This window comes from Candidatus Caldatribacterium saccharofermentans, from assembly GCF_050267035.1.
GTDB lineage: Bacteria > Atribacterota > Atribacteria > Atribacterales > Caldatribacteriaceae > Caldatribacterium > Caldatribacterium saccharofermentans.
Map to the genome: position 1 here is coordinate 1,765,322 of NZ_CP187957.1, position 16,243 is coordinate 1,781,564.

18 protein-coding genes and 6 tRNA genes are annotated in these 16,243 nt (G+C 57.7%); 21 read left to right on the forward strand and 3 right to left on the reverse strand.

The window, feature by feature from the left end:
• The first annotated feature begins 13 nt into the window (after positions 1-13).
• The 16 genes from ACPT9Q_RS09005 to ACPT9Q_RS09080 all read left to right on the forward strand — a co-directional run bounded on the left by ACPT9Q_RS09005 (position 14) and on the right by ACPT9Q_RS09080 (position 10,257).
• Positions 14-787 carry a TenA family protein gene (locus ACPT9Q_RS09005; RefSeq protein WP_427365618.1) on the forward strand — a complete coding sequence of 258 codons (774 nt, stop codon included), beginning with the start codon at positions 14-16 and terminating at the stop codon, positions 785-787.
• Positions 729-1,580: a sulfide/dihydroorotate dehydrogenase-like FAD/NAD-binding protein gene (locus ACPT9Q_RS09010; protein ID WP_026137422.1), complete on the forward strand. Its 852-nt coding sequence runs from the start codon at positions 729-731 to the stop codon at positions 1,578-1,580. Before ACPT9Q_RS09005 ends, ACPT9Q_RS09010 begins: the two co-directional genes overlap by 59 nt.
• Positions 1,570-2,985, forward strand: coding sequence for an NADPH-dependent glutamate synthase (gltA, locus tag ACPT9Q_RS09015; protein WP_427365619.1), 1,416 nt, complete (start codon positions 1,570-1,572; stop codon positions 2,983-2,985). The genes ACPT9Q_RS09010 and gltA overlap by 11 nt, the downstream gene beginning before the upstream one ends.
• A gap of 4 nt (positions 2,986-2,989) precedes the next feature.
• Positions 2,990-4,396: a dihydrolipoyl dehydrogenase gene (gene lpdA, locus ACPT9Q_RS09020; RefSeq protein ID WP_427365620.1), complete on the forward strand. Its 1,407-nt coding sequence runs from the start codon at positions 2,990-2,992 to the stop codon at positions 4,394-4,396.
• Positions 4,396-4,770 (forward strand): glycine cleavage system protein GcvH, encoded by a 375-nt coding sequence (gene gcvH / locus ACPT9Q_RS09025; RefSeq protein ID WP_427365621.1) that lies wholly within the window; start codon positions 4,396-4,398, stop codon positions 4,768-4,770. The genes lpdA and gcvH overlap by 1 nt, the downstream gene beginning before the upstream one ends.
• A gap of 3 nt (positions 4,771-4,773) precedes the next feature.
• Positions 4,774-5,598, forward strand: a complete 825-nt coding sequence (locus tag ACPT9Q_RS09030; protein ID WP_427365622.1) for a lipoate--protein ligase family protein — start codon at positions 4,774-4,776, stop codon at positions 5,596-5,598.
• Between the two features lie 17 nt (positions 5,599-5,615).
• A tRNA-Asp gene (locus ACPT9Q_RS09035) sits at positions 5,616-5,694 on the forward strand.
• 6 nt (positions 5,695-5,700) lie between these two features.
• Positions 5,701-5,776, forward strand: a tRNA-Phe gene (locus ACPT9Q_RS09040).
• 12 nt (positions 5,777-5,788) lie between these two features.
• Positions 5,789-5,863: transfer RNA gene (locus tag ACPT9Q_RS09045), tRNA-Gly, on the forward strand.
• 10 nt (positions 5,864-5,873) lie between these two features.
• Positions 5,874-5,949: transfer RNA gene (locus ACPT9Q_RS09050), tRNA-Cys, on the forward strand.
• 14 nt (positions 5,950-5,963) lie between these two features.
• Positions 5,964-6,038: transfer RNA gene (locus tag ACPT9Q_RS09055), tRNA-Val, on the forward strand.
• Between the two features lie 63 nt (positions 6,039-6,101).
• Entirely contained in the window at positions 6,102-7,931 is a 1,830-nt protein-coding gene (gene thrS, locus ACPT9Q_RS09060; RefSeq protein WP_427365624.1) for a threonine--tRNA ligase, read from the forward strand.
• A 7-nt stretch (positions 7,932-7,938) separates the two neighbouring features.
• Positions 7,939-8,826, forward strand: a complete 888-nt coding sequence (locus tag ACPT9Q_RS09065) for a class I SAM-dependent methyltransferase (RefSeq protein ID WP_427365625.1) — start codon at positions 7,939-7,941, stop codon at positions 8,824-8,826.
• Positions 8,810-9,613 carry a 50S ribosomal protein L11 methyltransferase gene (locus ACPT9Q_RS09070; RefSeq protein WP_427365626.1) on the forward strand — a complete coding sequence of 268 codons (804 nt, stop codon included), beginning with the start codon at positions 8,810-8,812 and terminating at the stop codon, positions 9,611-9,613. Before ACPT9Q_RS09065 ends, ACPT9Q_RS09070 begins: the two co-directional genes overlap by 17 nt.
• 15 nt (positions 9,614-9,628) lie before the next feature.
• Positions 9,629-10,054, forward strand: coding sequence for a hypothetical protein (locus ACPT9Q_RS09075; protein WP_017873138.1), 426 nt, complete (start codon positions 9,629-9,631; stop codon positions 10,052-10,054).
• On the forward strand, positions 10,051-10,257 hold the full coding sequence (locus ACPT9Q_RS09080; RefSeq protein ID WP_017873139.1) for a hypothetical protein: 207 nt from the start codon (positions 10,051-10,053) through the stop codon (positions 10,255-10,257). Before ACPT9Q_RS09075 ends, ACPT9Q_RS09080 begins: the two co-directional genes overlap by 4 nt.
• A 3-nt stretch (positions 10,258-10,260) precedes the next feature.
• Here ACPT9Q_RS09080 and ACPT9Q_RS09085 read toward each other — a convergent pair.
• Positions 10,261-10,335, reverse strand: a tRNA-Val gene (locus ACPT9Q_RS09085).
• 123 nt (positions 10,336-10,458) lie between these two features.
• Here ACPT9Q_RS09085 and ACPT9Q_RS09090 point away from each other — a divergent pair.
• Both ACPT9Q_RS09090 and ACPT9Q_RS09095 read left to right on the forward strand, forming a co-directional pair.
• Positions 10,459-10,761: a hypothetical protein gene (locus ACPT9Q_RS09090; protein ID WP_017873140.1), complete on the forward strand. Its 303-nt coding sequence runs from the start codon at positions 10,459-10,461 to the stop codon at positions 10,759-10,761.
• Positions 10,761-11,096, forward strand: a complete 336-nt coding sequence (locus ACPT9Q_RS09095) for a hypothetical protein (protein WP_017873141.1) — start codon at positions 10,761-10,763, stop codon at positions 11,094-11,096. Before ACPT9Q_RS09090 ends, ACPT9Q_RS09095 begins: the two co-directional genes overlap by 1 nt.
• On the opposite strand, the gene ACPT9Q_RS09100 is transcribed toward ACPT9Q_RS09095, so the two are convergent.
• Positions 11,080-11,727 (reverse strand): endonuclease III domain-containing protein, encoded by a 648-nt coding sequence (locus ACPT9Q_RS09100; protein WP_427365627.1) that lies wholly within the window; start codon positions 11,725-11,727, stop codon positions 11,080-11,082. The two genes, ACPT9Q_RS09095 and ACPT9Q_RS09100, sit on opposite strands and share 17 nt — an antisense overlap.
• Positions 11,728-11,762: 35 nt before the next feature.
• Here ACPT9Q_RS09100 and ACPT9Q_RS09105 point away from each other — a divergent pair, with 35 nt between their 5' ends.
• Genes ACPT9Q_RS09105 through ACPT9Q_RS09115 form a run of 3 tightly spaced genes read left to right on the forward strand, consistent with a single transcriptional unit; the run spans position 11,763 to position 15,225 of the window.
• Positions 11,763-13,196, forward strand: a complete 1,434-nt coding sequence (locus tag ACPT9Q_RS09105; RefSeq protein ID WP_017873143.1) for a sodium:solute symporter family transporter — start codon at positions 11,763-11,765, stop codon at positions 13,194-13,196.
• Positions 13,177-14,196, forward strand: coding sequence for an alcohol dehydrogenase catalytic domain-containing protein (locus ACPT9Q_RS09110; RefSeq protein ID WP_017873144.1), 1,020 nt, complete (start codon positions 13,177-13,179; stop codon positions 14,194-14,196). Before ACPT9Q_RS09105 ends, ACPT9Q_RS09110 begins: the two co-directional genes overlap by 20 nt.
• 6 nt (positions 14,197-14,202) lie before the next feature.
• Positions 14,203-15,225: a radical SAM protein gene (locus ACPT9Q_RS09115; RefSeq protein WP_427365628.1), complete on the forward strand. Its 1,023-nt coding sequence runs from the start codon at positions 14,203-14,205 to the stop codon at positions 15,223-15,225.
• Here the strand turns inward: ACPT9Q_RS09115 and ACPT9Q_RS09120 are convergent.
• Complete coding sequence (locus ACPT9Q_RS09120; RefSeq protein ID WP_017873146.1) at positions 15,189-16,181, reverse strand: TGS domain-containing protein; 993 nt, start codon at positions 16,179-16,181, stop codon at positions 15,189-15,191. The two genes, ACPT9Q_RS09115 and ACPT9Q_RS09120, sit on opposite strands and share 37 nt — an antisense overlap.
• Positions 16,182-16,243 lie beyond the last annotated feature (62 nt).

A 16,243-nucleotide genomic window follows, 5' to 3' on the forward strand; every position in this document is an offset into this window, starting at 1 on the left:
GAGGTGGTGTCCATTGCCAGGAGTTGGCAAATTCCGGTATTATGGTATAATCCCCCAGGAAGGAGCCAGGACCGTGCAGGGGTTTTTCGAGGAACTTCGAAAAAGCGTGGAGCGAAAGTGGCAGGAGATTCTTGAGCATCCGTTCCTTGTGGAGCTTGCCTGTGGCACCCTGCCCCGGGAGAAGTTCTTCCACTACCTGAGCCAGGATGACCACTATCTCGAGGACATGCTGGCGACTCTTGGAATCCTTGTGGCGAAAGCCAGCACCCGGGACCTTCGCCGTTTTGCCGTGCGGCTCCTTCACGAAACGGTCCAGGGGGAAATCGCCCTCCACGAGCTTCTCGAAAAAGAAGAAGGGTTCACCCCCTTTCCTCCGGGCGATGTGACCCTGCAGTACGGTGATTTTCTCCTCCGTACGGCGCTCACCTCTGGCCCTTTTGCGATCCTTGTGGCCCTTGCCCCCTGCTTTGTGAGCTACCGGGATATCGGGCTCCGGTATGCTGGAAAGCTCTCTGACCACACGCCCTTTATTTACCGGGCCTTCATTGAGAGCTATGCCGGGGAGGCGTACGGGAGTCTCGTGGAGGGTTTCCTCGCTTTCCTTGAAGAGGAAGCCTCCCGGGCGGCGTCCTGGCAGAAGGAGGAAGTCTTTGCGGTTTTTTCCCGAGCGACACACTACGAGTGGCTCTTTTGGGAAAAGAGCTATCAGTTTTCGGAGGAGGATGGACGTGGCGAGGATTCTCAAGAAGGAAGTGCTGACCCCACAGATCAAACTCATGGTGGTTGAGGCGCCCTGGGTGGCAAAAAAAGCAAAGCCCGGGCAGTTCGTGATTCTCCGGGTCAACGAAGAGGGAGAGCGCATCCCCCTCACCATTGCCGATTACGATCCTGCTCTCGGAACGGTGACCATCATCTTCCAGGAAGTGGGGAAGACGACCATGATGCTTGGAGAGCTCGAGGAGGGTGACGACATCCTGGACTTTGTGGGACCCCTGGGGCGGGAGATTGAGGAGAGATATTTCGGCCACGTGGTGTGTGTGGGTGGAGGGGTGGGTATTGCTCCGACCTACCCCAAGGCGAAGGCCCTGAAGGCCTGTGGGAATAGAGTCACCTCAATCATTGGCGCCCGGACGGCGAGCCTCCTTTTCTGGGAAGACAAGATGCGCTCGGTGAGCGATGTGCTCTACGTGACGACCGATGATGGAACCTACGGGGAAAAGGGCTTTGTCACCCATGTGCTTGAGCGGGTCTTGAAGTCAGAAAAAGTGGACCTTGTGGTGGCAGTGGGACCGGTCATGATGATGAAGATGGTGAGCCTGCTCACAAAAGAATATGGGGTGCCGACCCTTGTGAGCCTCAACCCCATCATGGTCGATGGCACGGGGATGTGCGGGTGTTGCCGGGTGACGGTGGACGGGAAGTGCCGCTTCACCTGCGTGGACGGACCGGTCTTCGATGGCTGGAAGGTGGACTTCGACGAGCTTCTGGCCCGCCAGAGGACGTACCTTGAAGAGGAGCGACGGGCCCTCGACCTCTGGCTTGTGGAGAAAGCAAAGGAGGAAGTTTCCCATGGCTTCTGATCGCCTCTTTGGCCGACCGAAGATGCCGCAGCGTCCGGTGAAGGAACGGATTCGGGACTTCTTCGAGGTGCCCCTCGGACTTCCCGAAGACGTTGCCGTAGAAGAGGCGCGGCGATGCCTCCAGTGCAAGAAGCCGTCCTGCGTCAAAGGGTGTCCAGTGGAGATTGACATCCCGGGATTCATCAAGCTCCTGGGGGAGGGGCGTTTTGACGAGGCCATCGCCAAAATCAAAGAGAAGAATAGCCTCCCTGCCATCTGCGGGCGGGTGTGTCCTCAGGAAGACCAGTGTGAGAAAGAGTGCGTTCTGGGGAAGAAGGGGCAACCCATCGCTATTGGATACCTTGAGCGGTTCCTGGCCGATTACGAGCGGGAAAAGGGTGTCACAACGCCACCGCTTCCTCGCCCTATTCCGAAAAAAGTTGCGGTGATTGGTTCTGGTCCTGCGGGGCTCACCTGTGCTGGAGAGCTGGCGAAAATGGGATACCAGGTGACGATTTTCGAGGCCCTCCATGCCCCCGGGGGAGTCCTGGTGTACGGGATTCCTGAGTTTCGTCTTCCGAAGGCCATCGTGCGCCAGGAAGTGGAGTACGTGAAGTCCCTGGGGGTGGAGATTCAGGTGAACATGGTGGTCGGAAAGACCTTCACCCTTGAGGACCTCCGTGATGCAGGGTACGAGGCGTTCTTCATTGGAACAGGTGCCGGGCTCCCGTACTTCCTCAATATTCCCGGAGAGAACTTAAACGGCATCTACTCGGCCAACGAGTTCCTCACCCGCTCAAACCTCATGAAGGCCTACCTTTTCCCCAGGTACGATACGCCCATCAAGGTTGGAAGAAGGGTTGCGGTCATCGGTGGAGGGAATGTGGCCATGGATGCTGCCCGTACGGCGTTGCGACTCGGAGCAGAAGAGGTCTGCCTGGTGTACCGGCGGACGAAAAAGGAGATGCCGGCAAGGATTGAGGAAATTGAGCGGGCGGAAGAGGAAGGCGTGAACTGCGTCATCCTCACGACTCCCGTTCGCTTCGTCGGGAACGAGAACGGCTGGGTGACAGGGATGGAGTGCATCCAGATGGAGCTCGGGGAACCGGATGAATCGGGGAGGCGCCGTCCGGTGCCCATCCCAGGATCAGAGTTCGTCATCCCTGCGGATACGGTTGTTGTGGCCATTGGTCAGGGACCGAATCCTCTGCTCCTTGAAACCATCAGGGGCCTTGCCCTCAACAGGCGCGGCTACATCGTGGCGGATCCCGAGACCGGGGCGACGAACCTGCGGGGTGTTTTCGCCGGTGGGGATATCGTCACTGGAGCAGCGACGGTGATCTCCGCCATGGGGGCGGGGAAGAGGGCGGCCCGGGCCATCGACCGTTTCTTCCAGGACCCGGACAGTTTCCCCCAGTGGAGGTGACAGGATGGAAACGGTGGACCTCCTTGTTATCGGCGGTGGACCGGCAGGATACGCCGGTGCCCTTCGTGGTGCCCGAAAAGGACTGACAACCGTCCTTGTGGAAGCCCGGGATCTTGGGGGGACATGCCTCAACCGGGGATGCATCCCGACGAAGGCGCTCTTCAAGGCGCAGGAGGTTGCCCACCTCGTGCGGCGGGCCCAGGAGTTCGGGGTTTTGGGGGAATACCGGGGGCTTGACTGGGCGAAGGTCCTTGAACGGAAAAAGCGGGTTGTGCGCCAGCTCACGGGGGGTGTCCGGTTGCTTCTTGAAAGAGCAAAGGTCGAGGTTGTCCAGGGATTTGCCGTTTTTGCCGGTCACCGGACGGTTCAGGTGCACCAGGACGGGAAGGTCATCCGGGAATTCCAGCCCCGTTTCGTCCTCCTTGCTCCGGGTTCCCGCTCAGCACAGCTTCCCGTTCCAGGGAGTGACCTCCCCGGGGTCATCGACAGCGAGAAGGCCTTGGACCTTCCGGAACTCCCAAAGAGCATGGTGGTCGTCGGCGGTGGGGTTATCGGGATGGAGATGGCGTGCATCTTCCAGGGATTTGGGGTTTTTGTGGAAGTGATTGAGATGATGCCCAAGATTCTCCCCCCGGTGGACCGGGAGGTGACGGATCTTCTCACCCGGATTGTGGAGCGGCAGGGGATGAAGGTTCATGTGAACGCGAAGGTTCAGGAAATCCGGAAAGCCGGTGAGAAACTCGAAGTGGTTTACCTTGAGGACGGTACACCCCGAACCGCCTCTGGAGAGTACGTGCTCGTTGCTGTGGGCCGGGTTCCGGCCACAGAAGGCCTGGGGCTTGAAGCAATAGGTATTGCAATGAACCAGAAAGCGGTGGTGACCGATGCGACCCTCCGGACCTCCCTTCCCTGGGTGTACGCTCCAGGAGACGTCAACGGGAAACACCTCCTTGCCCATGTCGCCTACAAAGAGGCAGAAGTCGCGGTGCAGAATATCTGCGGAGAACATGCCACCATCGACTACCGGGTGGTGCCAAATTGCATCTTCAGTTTCCCTGAAATCGCCTCTGTCGGTCTCACCGAAGATGAAGCGAAGGCCCAGGGGTACAGGGTCCGCTGTGGCCGTTTTCCCTTCCGGGCCAACGGCAAAGCCCTGATTGAAGGTGAGGTGGAGGGCTTTGTGAAAATCGTGAGTGACGAGAAGAGTGGGGAAATCCTGGGTGTCCACATCATCGGCCCCTCGGCCTCAAACCTCATCGGGGAGGGAATTCTTGCCATGGGCCTTGAGGCAACGCCTCATGAAGTTGCTTCGGCCATCCATCCCCATCCGACCCTCTCCGAAGCGGTGATGGAAGCCGCGGAGGCTGTTTTCGGTGCCCCGCTCCATTTTGTCGAGGGAGGGATTCGCTGATGCACATTCCTGAGGACCTTCTCTACACCCCCGAGCACTTCTGGGTGCGAAAGGAAAACGGGACGGCACTCTGCGGCATCACCGATTACGCCCAGGGAGAGCTTGGCGATGTGGTGTTCGTGGAGCTCCCGAAAGTGGGAGCGAAAGTGAGAAAAGGCGAGCGCATCGGGGACGTGGAGTCGATCAAAACCGTGTCCAATCTCTACGCCCCGCTTTCTGGGGAAATCGTGGCGGTGAACGACGCGCTCAGAGAGCACCCGGAACTTTTGAATCAGGACCCCTACGGGAAGGGGTGGATTTGCCGCGTCCAGTACGAGGACGAAGGCGAGTGGAGTGCCCTCCTTGATGCCTCGGCGTACCGGAAGCTCCTCTGAAGGATGAGGTTTCAGGGAATTCTGCGGGTTCTTCAGGACCCGCCCCTTTCGGGGCCTGAGAACATGGCAAGGGATGCTGCGCTGCTTGAGGTGGCGGAAGTCCCGACCCTTCGTTTTTTTCTCTGGGCACAGCCAACGCTTTCCCTTGGGCGGCATCAGAGGGTTGCGGATCTCGATGCTTCTTGCATTGAGGCAATGGGTTTTACCGTAGTGCGACGGCCCACAGGAGGTCGGGCTATTCTCCACGGGGACGAGGTTACCTTCAGTTTCTTCCTCCCCAGGGGCGAAAAGGACTATTCTCACCGTTTTCTGTACGAACTTGTCCGGAGGGTGCTCATCGCCTCGTTTGAGGATGCTGGCATACGTCCAGATGAGGTGGTCTCCTCCCGACCCTTTCTAGCCTCTCCGGTGTGTTTTGCTCTCTCCCTTCCCCACGAGATCACGGTCTCAGGGAGAAAAATTGCCGGGGTTGCCCAGGCTCGAGGATGGCGGGGCAATCTCTTTGAGGGGTCCATTCCCCTTACCCTTGACCGCTGGCACTTTGCCCGGTGTTTCAGAGAGAAGGAAAAGGTATACACGGAACTCCTTGAAGGGGCCCTGGGGCTTTGCGAGATCCGCGGGGACCTCTCCAGGGAGTTTCTCATTGCACGGATGGTGGAGAGATTCGGAGAACTCTTCGAGGGGGTGTCCTGGGGAGGCTGGGAGGAGCGGGAGCTGGAAAAGGCAGGGGAACTCCTCGGGGAGTACGCTTTCTCCCCGATTGCCGGGGAAGAGAAAATTGGTACTCTCCAGGAGGGGGGACTTGCCAAAAGCAGGGGAAGTGGGTAAAATTGATGGTGCAGTGCGGGGTCGTGGTGTAGCCTGGCCTAACACGTCAGCCTGTCACGTTGAAGATCGCGGGTTCAAATCCCGTCGACCCCGCCAGAAGGTGCCGAGATAGCTCAGGTGGTAGAGCGAAGGACTGAAAATCCTTGCGTCCCCAGTTCGACTCTGGGTCTCGGCACCATACGAGAAGCGAGCGGAAGTAGCTCAGGGGTAGAGCATCACCTTGCCAAGGTGGAGGCCGCGGGTTCAAATCCCGTCTTCCGCTCCAGAATACAAATGGCGGCATAGCCAAGCGGCTAAGGCAGAGGATTGCAAATCCTTCATTCCCCGGTTCGAGTCCGGGTGCCGCCTCCAAAGGCAGATGGTGTGGGCGGCTAGTTCAGAGGGAGAACGCTTCCTTGACGCGGAAGAGGCCACTGGTTCGAGTCCAGTGTCGCCCACCAGGAATCTCCAAAGCGCCACCCTGGGGGATTGGCGCTTTTTCTTTTATTGAGGAGGCAAAAACCATGGAGGAAAAACCCCATAACGCCCTGGCAGCAGTGACTGAGGATGGTCGGCTTGTGGACCTTGGGGATGGAGTCCGGAAGGAGAAAATCGCCCGCTACGTTTCCTTTGAGGATCGGGAGGGAAAAGCCATCTACTGGCACAGTACCTCCCACATCATGGCCCAGGCGGTGAAGAGGCTCTTTCCCGAGGCAAAGCTTGGGGTTGGTCCGGCCATCGAGGAGGGTTTCTACTACGACTTTGACCTTCCCCGAACCCTTTCTGAGGAGGACCTCCCCCGGATTGAGGAAGAGATGCGGCGGATTATTGAGGAGGATATCCCCTTTCGCCGGCGCGAGGTTCCCAAAGACGAAGCCCGGGAGATTTTTGCCGCCCGGGGAGAGAAGTACAAGCTGGAGATTCTTGAAGAGATTGCGGACGATACGGTGAGCATTTACGAGCAGGGAGAGTTCATCGATCTCTGTCGGGGGCCCCATGTGCCGACAACATCTTACATCAAGGCTTTTAAGCTCTTGAGCGTTTCAGGAGCCCACTGGCGGGGGAAAGAGGGGAATCCCATGCTCCAGCGGATTTACGGGATTTCCTTTGATAGCGAAGAAAAGCTCAAGGCGTACCTTGAGCGCCTGGAAGAAGCAAAACGCCGGGACCACCGCCGTCTCGGGCGAGACCTTGACCTTTTCAGCCTCCACGAGGAGGGTCCAGGATTCCCCTTCTTCCATCCCCGGGGGATGGTGGTTATCAACACCCTTTTAGACCTCTGGCGGAAAGAACACCAAAAGCGCGGATACCAGGAGATTCGCACGCCCATTATCCTTGAGCGGAGCCTCTGGGAACGCTCAGGACACTGGGACCACTACCGGGAGAACATGTATTTCACCAAAATTGACGACCGGGAGTTTGCCATAAAGCCCATGAATTGCCCTGGGGGGATTCTTGTTTTCCAGAGTCGCCTGCGGAGCTACCGTGAGCTCCCTCTGCGGATGGCGGAACTCGGCATCGTTCACCGTCACGAGCTCTCCGGAGTGCTCCATGGCCTCATGCGGGTTCGAGCGTTCACCCAGGACGATGCCCACATCTACATGGAGCCCCACCAGGTGAAGCAGGAAATCATCGGCGTCATCGACCTTGCTCTGTACTTCTACCGTCTTTTCCGTTTCGAGTACGAGGTGGAGTTGAGCACCCGTCCTGAAAAGTCCATCGGCTCTGACGAGATGTGGGAGATGGCAACGAGTGCTTTGCGGGAGGCCCTTGAGGAGGTTCGCATTCCCTACACGGTGAACGAGGGCGAGGGAGCGTTCTACGGGCCAAAGATTGACTTTCACCTTCGGGATTGCCTGGGGCGGCGCTGGCAGTGCGGGACGATCCAGCTTGATTTTGCCATGCCCGAGAAGTTCGACCTTGTGTACATCGGTGCGGATGGCGAGCGGCACCGCCCGGTGATGCTGCATCGCACAATCCTTGGGAGCATTGAGCGCTTCCTGGGGATTCTCATTGAGCACTTCGCTGGAGCTTTCCCGGTGTGGCTTTCTCCGGTGCAGGTTGCGGTGCTTCCAGTGGCGGAGCGGCACGTTCCCTATGCCCGGGAGATTGCCGATCTTCTCGCCCAGCGGGATATCCGGGTCGAGTGTGATGAAGAGAACGCCACCCTGGGGGCGAAAATCCGGAAGGCTGAGCTTGGGAAAATCCCCTATATTCTCGTTGTGGGTGATAGAGAGGTGGAACACCGTACGGTGAGCGTGCGACGGCGACGAGTAGGTAACCTCGGGAGCATGGAGCTTGAGAGTTTCCTGGGACGCCTGCAGCGGGAAATCGAGGAGAAAACTGTGGATTAGAAGGGGCATGGAACGGGAACACCTCCACCGCGTTTTCTGGGACGCCCATGTGGGGAAAGAGCGGAGGCGAGAGAAAAACCCGTTCAAAAGGGTTCACACAGACCTCGTGTGGCTTGAGATTGCCCCTTTTGTGGAACCGGGTCTTCGGGTTCTTGATGCCGGTGGAGGCTACGGCCGGTACTCCGTGGCCCTGGCCCGGGAAGGGTGCCAGGTGGTGCATCTTGACCTCTCCCCTCGCATGCTCGAAGAGGCGCGGAAGATTGCCCGTCGCGAGGGGGTTGAGCAGCGGATGACCTTCGTTTTGGGAAAAGTTCAGGATCTTTCGGCTTTTACAGATCAGGCCTTTGATCTTGTCATCTCCCTCGACGCCCCGGTTTCCTACGCCTACCCTTCCGAGAAGCAGGCTTTACGGGAGCTCTGTCGGGTGACGAGGGGAACGCTCATCGTTTCCGTGGTGAATCGGCTTGGCCAGCTCCCCGTGGCTCTCGAGGTGGAGGCTCGCTGGCGGAAGGACTTCGCTCTTTCCCGGAAGTTCCTTGAGGAGGGAAATTGGGACCACCCTCCCTTTTTCCAGGCTATGGAGGAGAAGATTCCGCTGCTCTCCCGCTTGCTCTTCCCTCCCCTCCACGCCTTTCTCCCCATGGAACTCGTGAATGAGGTGGAATCCTCCGGTTTTCGAGTGCAGCGCGTGGTGGCGACGGGGACCCTTTCACGGCTTGTCTCTCCCAGAACCCTTCGGCGCATCGTCCGGAATCCGAAGCTCTACGAGGAATTCCTGAAGCTCTCTCACTGGTACGATGCCCATTTTGAAGTGCTGGGTGTGGGTTCAAGAGTGGCCTCGGGACTCCTTGTGGTTGCCCGGAGGGAGGGAGAACACCATGCCGGGGTGGTTTAAGCTCACCGCCCGGGTACGGGAGAAGGAGGCCTTCCTGCTCTGGCTTGCCGAAAGCGGTACGCGGGGTGTGTGGGAAGTGGACGATAGAACCCTGGTGGCCTACGCGCTTTCCCCTTTTCCTCCTCCCCCGGAATCGCTTGTGGAGAGCTTTACCCAGGAGGAGGAAGCCGGAGAAGACTGGGAGAGGAAATGGCGGGAAGGGTTCACCACGGTGTGGGCTGCGGGGGATGTCACTGTTCGGCCTCCCTGGGAGAAAGCAACAGGAGCACCCTTTGACCTTGTTATTTACCCTGCCTTTGCCTTCGGCACAGGGCACCATCCCACCACCGTGCTGTGCCTTCGGATGATTCGGAAATACCTCAGAGAGGGTATGGCCTTCCTTGATGTTGGGACGGGGTCCGGCGTCCTTGCTTTTCTTGCCTGGAAGATGCGGGCCCGGCCCATCGTTGCAGTGGACTGCGACCCTCTGGCCTGTGCCGAGTTTGAGCGCAACGCCGCTTTGAACGGCATTCCCCGGGAGGACGTTACCCTTGTGGATGACTTTGCCCTGGTGCGGGGAACCTTCGATTGCGTTGTGGTGAATATCAGCGCGTCTTTCTGTCATCGCCATTTCAGGGACCTTTCAGGGCGCCTCCGGGAAGGGGGGCACCTTATCCTTTCAGGCTTTACGGAGAAAGACCTCATACCTCTCCTTGAGGGAGCCCACAGCCAACATCTTCGGGATGTGGAAATTGCTGAGGATTCCTCATGGGTGGTCGTGGTCCTGCGTCGCTTTCCTGTGGTATGATAGAGGGGAAGTGAGGTGAGGAACCTCTTGCGGATCGCCTTTGTGTATTCGGTGAAGGATAAAAAGCTTGTGGCCCTAACGAGGTACATGATGGAACTCTGTGAGCGGGCAGGGTGTTCGGTGAAATCTGTTGAGGTCGAGAACATGACCTCTCCGGTCAACTTTCGTCCCTTTGACCTCATCCTTGTGGGTGCCCAGGTGGTGAGTGCCTTTGGGGGGCGCATCTCTCAGGAGGTCGTGAACTTCCTGAATAGCGCCACAGGCATGGAGGGGAAACGGTCCGTTGCCTACATCCTTCCCTCCCTTTTCGGAACCGATAAGGCTCTGAAGCGCCTCATGGCCCACATGGAGAGGCTTGGGGCTTTCGTGGTGGATTTCGAGGCGGTGCGGGGAGAAAGGGAAGCCCAGAACCTCATCGAGCGGCATGTGAAGAGGGGATGATTCCTGTGGACCGCGGAAAGGAGAACATCCGCGATATCTTTGAGGAGTTCTTTTTCGGTCCCCTGGGGAGGTTCCTTGACCCCTTCCTGAGCGAGGAAGCACGGCAGCACCTCTCCCGGGCGCGACTTGAGCTTTTACGGGCTGCCCGGGCCTTTATCGATGCGGAAATTGAGCGGCTTGAGAGAGGGAAGAGGCAGGAATAAAAATGGTGCGCGGTGCTGGATTCGAACCAGCGACTTCCACCGTGTGAGGATGGCACTCTTCCGCTGAGTTAACCGCGCACGCTGCTTCAATTATACCTGAGTTTCTGGAAAAGGTCAACAGGAGAGGTTGGAAAACGGAGCCGTTGACAGAGAAGGAGGCTTCTGGTACTCTCAGGGGGAACTCTCTAAAGGAGGGAAAAGATGCGAAAGCTCTGGGTTTTCGGAATGCTTGTTCTTGCGGTGCTTGTCGCCGGCTGCACGGCGGAGATTGTCGTCCCCATCACTTATGGCTCGGCAATCATCTGTTCCGGGCATCCTGGTATCTACGGTGAGCTCTACGTTGATGGGGACTATGCTGGGTACCTCGGACCCAATGAATGTCGTACGGTTTCGGGCCTTGCTCTGGGGAGGTGGCACACTGCCCGTCTGTACCATCCCTGGGGTGGGGTGTACAGCCGGGATTTCTACCTCGAGTACTCAGGGAAGATTGTGACCATTGACTGATGAGAAGAACCGTTGCCGTTTTTATAGCCCTGATGCTTCTTGCCCTTCTTCTTTCAGGGTGCCGCATCGGGGTTGGGATTGGAGTTGAGGTCCGCCTGGGGTACGTGACCTTTCAGTCTGTGGATGAACGAATCAGCGGGCCCTTCTTCCTGGATGGGAAGAGGATGGGGGACCTTCCTCCGCTTGGAGCGATTCGGTGTCTTGTTACCCTGGATTTCCCCCATGAGGTCCGGGTGGTTTCGGCTTCGTGCCCCGGGGGAGTTTGCGTTTTCGTTTTCCCTCCGCCCTTTCAGCCCGGGGAGGTCATTCCTCTGAGTCTCACCGGGCGTCCGTGACTCCCCGCCGCTTGCAGAAAGACGCAACGGGACACCTGCTGCAGCGGGGCCTTCTCGGGAGGCAGACGTTCTGTCCGAAGAGGACAAGGAGCTTGTTGATTCTCCCCCAGAGGTCCTGAGGAAGCCTCTTCTGGAGCTCTCTCTCTGTTTCCTCGGGGGTTTTCGTGGCCACAAGGCCCCAGCGGTTCGTGATGCGGTGGACATGGGTATCAACGCAGATTGCTGGTTTTCCGAAGGCAACGCTTAAGACCAGGTTGGCCGTTTTCCTTCCCACTCCAGGGAGCCGCAGGAGTTCTTCTTCGCTTTCCGGGACCTTGCCTCTGTATTCCTCAAGGAGGATTCGGGCGATTTGCTGGAGCCTTTTCGCCTTTTCCCGGTAAAATCCTACAGGGTAGAGGAGGCGGGCGAGGTCCTCCTCGGGAACGCGCAGGAAATCCTCGGGTTTTGTGAAGGAGGTTGCAAGGCGCTGCAGGACCCTGTGGGTTGTTCTGTCCTGAGTCCGGTGGCTCAGGAGGGCTCCAACGAGAACAAAAAAGGGGTCTTTAGTGATGTTTCCCACCGTGGCATCTTGCCAGTTCCCAGCCTCTTTCTGTAGAATGGCAAAAACGTGGCGGATGTCTCTCTGGTCCACGAATTCATGATACCCGGTGGAAGGGGAGAAGACAAGTGAAAACCGTTATCCTTGTGCTCTATGTGGTGGGAATGCTTGGTCTTGGGTACTTTGCTTCGCGGCGAACCAAAAGTCTTGGGGATTTCTTCCTGGCTGGTCGGAACCTCGGTCCCTGGATTTCCGCCTTCGCCTACGGGACGACGTACTTCAGCGCCGTCCTTTTCATCGGGTATGCCGGGCGCATTGGCTGGGGGTTTGGCCTCTCAAGCCTCTGGATTGTGGTGGGGAACACCATTGTGGGGTCGCTCCTTGCCTGGCTCGTCCTTGCCCGAAGGACCCGTCGTCTCACCGAACACCTCAACGCTATGACCATGCCGGAGTTTTTGAAGGCAAGGTACGGGAGTGAGTTGCTGAAGGTTCTGGCAGCTCTTATCATCTTTTTTTTCCTTGTCCCCTACTCGGCTTCGGTGTACATGGGGTTGAGCTATCTCTTCGATGCCGTCCTGGGTATTCCTTACCAGTACGCCCTCCTTTTTATGGCTGTACTCACGGGGGTGTACCTCCTCATGGGTGGGTATCTCGCGGTGAGTCTCACTGATGCCGTCCAGGGGATGATCATGCTCTTTGGGTCACTCTTCCTTGTGGGGTATCTTCTTGCCCGACCCGAGGTCGGGGGTCTGTCACAGGTGGTTACAAGGCTCGCCCAGGTGGATCCCCGTCTTGTGAGTCCTGTTGGACCCCCGGGGTTCTGGCCGCTTTTTGGCCTTGTGGTGTTGACGAGTCTTGGTCCCTGGGGTTTGCCCCAGATGGTGCAGAAGTTCTATGCCATCCGGAGCGAGAAAATGGTCACCACTGCCACTGTGGTGGTGACTGTTTTCGCTCTCATCTGTACTTTTGCTGCCTATTTCTCCGGTTCCCTCACCCATCTTTTCTTCCAAGAACCACCCCTGGTGAACGGAAAAGCTGAACCGGATCTCCTTATGCCCCACCTCATCGCTACCGTCATGCCCCCATCATTTGCCCTGATTTTCCTCCTCCTTGTTTTCTCGGCCTCCATGTCCACCCTTTCCTCTCTTGTCCTTGTCTCCTCTTCAGCTGTGGTCATTGACCTTCTCCCCCCGGCCACCCGGTCGAGATCCCTGCTTTTCATGCGGATGCTCTGTGCCGTTTTCGTTGCCCTTTCTCTCTTTCTCGCCCTTTCCAAGATTTCCTTCATCGTGAATCTCATGTCGATTTCCTGGGGAACCGTGGCCGGGAGTTTTCTTGCTCCATACCTCTACGGGCTGTACTGGAGGAGAGGGAACCGCTGGGGAGCTCTGGCGAGCATGCTCTCAGGGCTTTCTGTGGGATTTTTAGGAGCTGTCTTTTTTGGCTTCCGCTCATCGGTGCTACCTCTTTTGGGGTCTTTCGCCATGCTCATTCCTCTTGGAGTTTTCCCGGTAGTATCGCTTGTTACAGGAGGTGGGGAAGATGCGTGCGTGCGTCTTTGAGGGGAAGGAGAGGTGGCGAATCGTTGAAATTGATGACCCCCGTCCTGGCCCACAGGAAGTTCTCATCCGGGTGAAAGTGGCGGGAATCTGTGGAACGGACGTCCACATTTTCCGGGGGGAGTACTTCCAGCGTTTCCCCATCATTGCAGGGCATGAGTTCTCGGGAGAGGTGGCCGCGGTAGGGGAGGGAGTGACCGAGTTCTCCCCAGGGGAGCGGGTGACTGCCGACCCCAATATCTTTTGCGACCACTGCTACTTCTGCAAAATCAACAAGAACAACCACTGCCTGAATTTCGAGGCCGTGGGAGTGACAAGGAACGGAGCCTTTGCCGAGTACGTGGTCGTCCCCAAAAAGTGTGTTTTTCCTCTCCCCGAGAGAGTGAGTTTTGCCGAAGGAGCTCTGGCAGAGCCTCTGGCCTGTGCGGTATACGGGGTATCGCGGAGCCGCATCCGTCCTGGAGAGAAGGTCCTCATTTTTGGGGCAGGCCCCATAGGACTCCTTCTCCTTTCTCTTTTCCAGGTTTCGGGGGCTGCGGAAGTGGTGGTGGTAGACGTGAGCGAGTTTAAGCTTTCGCTTGCGCTGAAGCGGGGAGCCCGAGAAGCTCTTCTTGCCGATGGGAAAGAAGAAAAGCGCCTTCGGGAAATCGCCCCCCTGGGATTCCCGGTGGTGGTCGATGCCACGGGGGTTCCAGAGGTCATGGAAAAAGCTCTGACACTTGTTGAGCCTGATGGAACCTTTCTCCTTTTTGGGGTTGCCCCACAAGGAGCAACAATGAGGGTTGAGCCGTACCGGATATTCCAAAAAGACCTGCGCATCGTGGGGTCCTTTGCGGTGAAGAAGACCATGCAGTATGCCCTGAATCTTCTGGAAAGCGGAGCGGTTTCAGTCAAGGACCTCATCTCCTCACAGTATCCTCTTGAGCGTTTCGGTGATGCTTTGGAAGAGATGCTCACCGTGAGAGACCACCTGAAGATTCAGGTACTCTGTGACGGAGCGTGAAGCCCTGTGGAGGGTCGGGTTTCCCTCGATTTCCAGTGGCACCTCACGAACCGTTGCAATCTCCGGTGCCGCCACTGCTACCAGGAGGCTTTTGAGGACAAAAACCTTCCAGAGCTCCCCCTCCTTGTGGGGCGGCTCCTTCAGGGGCTTGAGGAGCTCGACCGCCAGACCGTTCTCAACCTCACCGGTGGAGAGCCTCTCCTTCTTGGTGAGGAGCTCTTTCGTCTTCTTGCCCTTCTTGACCGCCATCCCAGGGTTTTGGAGGTCATGCTCATCACCAATGCCCTCCTCATCGACCGGAGAATGGTTGCGAAGCTCTCTTCTTTTGCCAAGCTCACCACCATCAAGGTCTCCCTTGAAGGAACGGAAGGGGTCAACGATGCCATCCGGGGGAAGGGGGTGTTCCATCGAGTGCTTCAGGCCCTGGCCCACCTTGTGGAAGGTCCCTTCCGGGTGGTCCTCATGGTGACGCTGCACCGGGGGAATCTCGGGGAAGTTCCGAAAATATGGCGCCTTGCCCAGAATCTGGGGCTTTCTGGCATCATCTTTGAGCGGTTCGTCCCTGAGGGAAGGGGGAAGGAGATGGCTTCGGCCGTTTTGCAGAAAGAAGAGTGGCAGTGGTTTCTTGAAGAACTCTGCGCTTTGTGCGGTTTTGACATTGCCGCTTTTTCGCTTCTCCCATATCGGGCTTTCTGGGTGGAGTTTACAGAAGGTGTGAGCCTCCTTGGAGCTCCCTGTAGCCTCGGGGAATCCTTTTGCCTCATGCCCGACGGCACGGTTTTCCCCTGCCGACGCTTGCCTATCCCCCTTGGGAACCTTCTTGAGGAGGACCTTACGGCGATTACCACGCATCCTTTCCTTGGGAAGCTAAGGAACCGGGAATCCCTCCGGGGGAAATGCCAGCAGTGCCCGGTAGCGGGGTGCCTGGGGTGCCGGGCTCTGGCGTACGCGGTTTTGGGAGACCCCTTTGGGGAAGACCCTCACTGTTTCCTTCAGGAGGCACGGATTTCCACGACATCTCTGTCCTGAAGTACGTAGTCAGGGGGAACAAGCTGGCCCGGAAACTTCGTCGACCCCCATACCCGGGCTCCCCGGAGGTGCTTCGCAAGGTCTTTGTGGATGGCTTCAGCAAGGTCTCTGACGGTGCTCCCTTGTCCGAGGACGAAGGGCCGGGAGAGGTCGGGAGGTTTCCCAGGGGGTTTGCTGTATACCCGGATGATGCCGCTTATGCGGAATATGGCTTCCTTCACGGATTGCTCGTAGGGACCAAGCTCCTTTAAGGAAACGCCGAGAACCTCGAAGCGGTCCTCGTAAAACTCCTGGAGAATCGCAACCTTTTCTGCTGCTTCGGGATTTTCAACCCTGGTGAGGAGGAGAAAAGCCGGAAGGTGGTGCCAGGAAGGAGAAGGAAGGGGTAGAGGCCGGGTTCCGGCAAGGATTTTCCCCTTTTCCAAGAGCTTGAGCGTGTGTTCAACGTCTTCAAGAAGACTCTCAGCCTGGGCATCGAAGAGCAGCACCGCGCCGCTACTTCGCCGGAGGGCACTGGCCATGTTGCCCTCGAGTTCCTCTCCACTGAAAGGGGGAAAGTCAACAAGCTGAATCTGGATGTCCTCATAGTCCATCATGCCGGGGGTAGGGGAGAACGTGGTGAAGGGGTATTCCGCGATTTCTGGACGGGCATTGGTGAGGAGTGAAACGAGGGTGGACTTCCCGCTGTTTGGAGGCCCGCAGACAATGATTTGTGCTGCACCGCTTTTTTCGATGAGGAAAGGGTCATGCGTGCCTCCCTTTTTCTTCTCCTGGGCCTGGGATTTCCGGAGTTTGGCAATTTTCTGCTTGATCTCAGCCTGGAGTTTTTCGGTTCCCTTGTGTTTGGGAATGACCGCAAGCATCTCCTCCAGGGCTTCGAGTTTTTCTGCAACGGTTTTCGCTGCTCGGTATTTCGCCTCTACCTCAAAGTACTGGGGAGGAAGGTTTGCCGGCACTGCTTTTGCCCTCCACTTTTTATTGTACCGGAAAGGAGGGGGTCTTCCAATCCCCTGAGGAT

Excerpts from the sequence above, each read along its gene's own strand:
- gltA (WP_427365619.1), top strand. The coding sequence starts at position 1,570 with ATGGCTTCTGATCGCCTCTTTGGCCGACCGAAGATGCCGCAGCGTCCG.
- lpdA (WP_427365620.1), top strand. The coding sequence starts at position 2,990 with ATGGAAACGGTGGACCTCCTTGTTATCGGCGGTGGACCGGCAGGATAC.
- gcvH (WP_427365621.1), top strand. The coding sequence starts at position 4,396 with ATGCACATTCCTGAGGACCTTCTCTACACCCCCGAGCACTTCTGGGTG.
- ACPT9Q_RS09030 (WP_427365622.1), top strand. The coding sequence starts at position 4,774 with ATGAGGTTTCAGGGAATTCTGCGGGTTCTTCAGGACCCGCCCCTTTCG.
- thrS (WP_427365624.1), top strand. The coding sequence starts at position 6,102 with ATGGAGGAAAAACCCCATAACGCCCTGGCAGCAGTGACTGAGGATGGT.
- ACPT9Q_RS09065 (WP_427365625.1), top strand. The coding sequence starts at position 7,939 with ATGGAACGGGAACACCTCCACCGCGTTTTCTGGGACGCCCATGTGGGG.
- ACPT9Q_RS09070 (WP_427365626.1), top strand. The coding sequence starts at position 8,810 with ATGCCGGGGTGGTTTAAGCTCACCGCCCGGGTACGGGAGAAGGAGGCC.
- ACPT9Q_RS09080 (WP_017873139.1), top strand. The coding sequence starts at position 10,051 with ATGATTCCTGTGGACCGCGGAAAGGAGAACATCCGCGATATCTTTGAG.
- ACPT9Q_RS09090 (WP_017873140.1), top strand. The coding sequence starts at position 10,459 with ATGCGAAAGCTCTGGGTTTTCGGAATGCTTGTTCTTGCGGTGCTTGTC.
- ACPT9Q_RS09095 (WP_017873141.1), top strand. The coding sequence starts at position 10,761 with ATGAGAAGAACCGTTGCCGTTTTTATAGCCCTGATGCTTCTTGCCCTT.
- ACPT9Q_RS09110 (WP_017873144.1), top strand. The coding sequence starts at position 13,177 with ATGCGTGCGTGCGTCTTTGAGGGGAAGGAGAGGTGGCGAATCGTTGAA.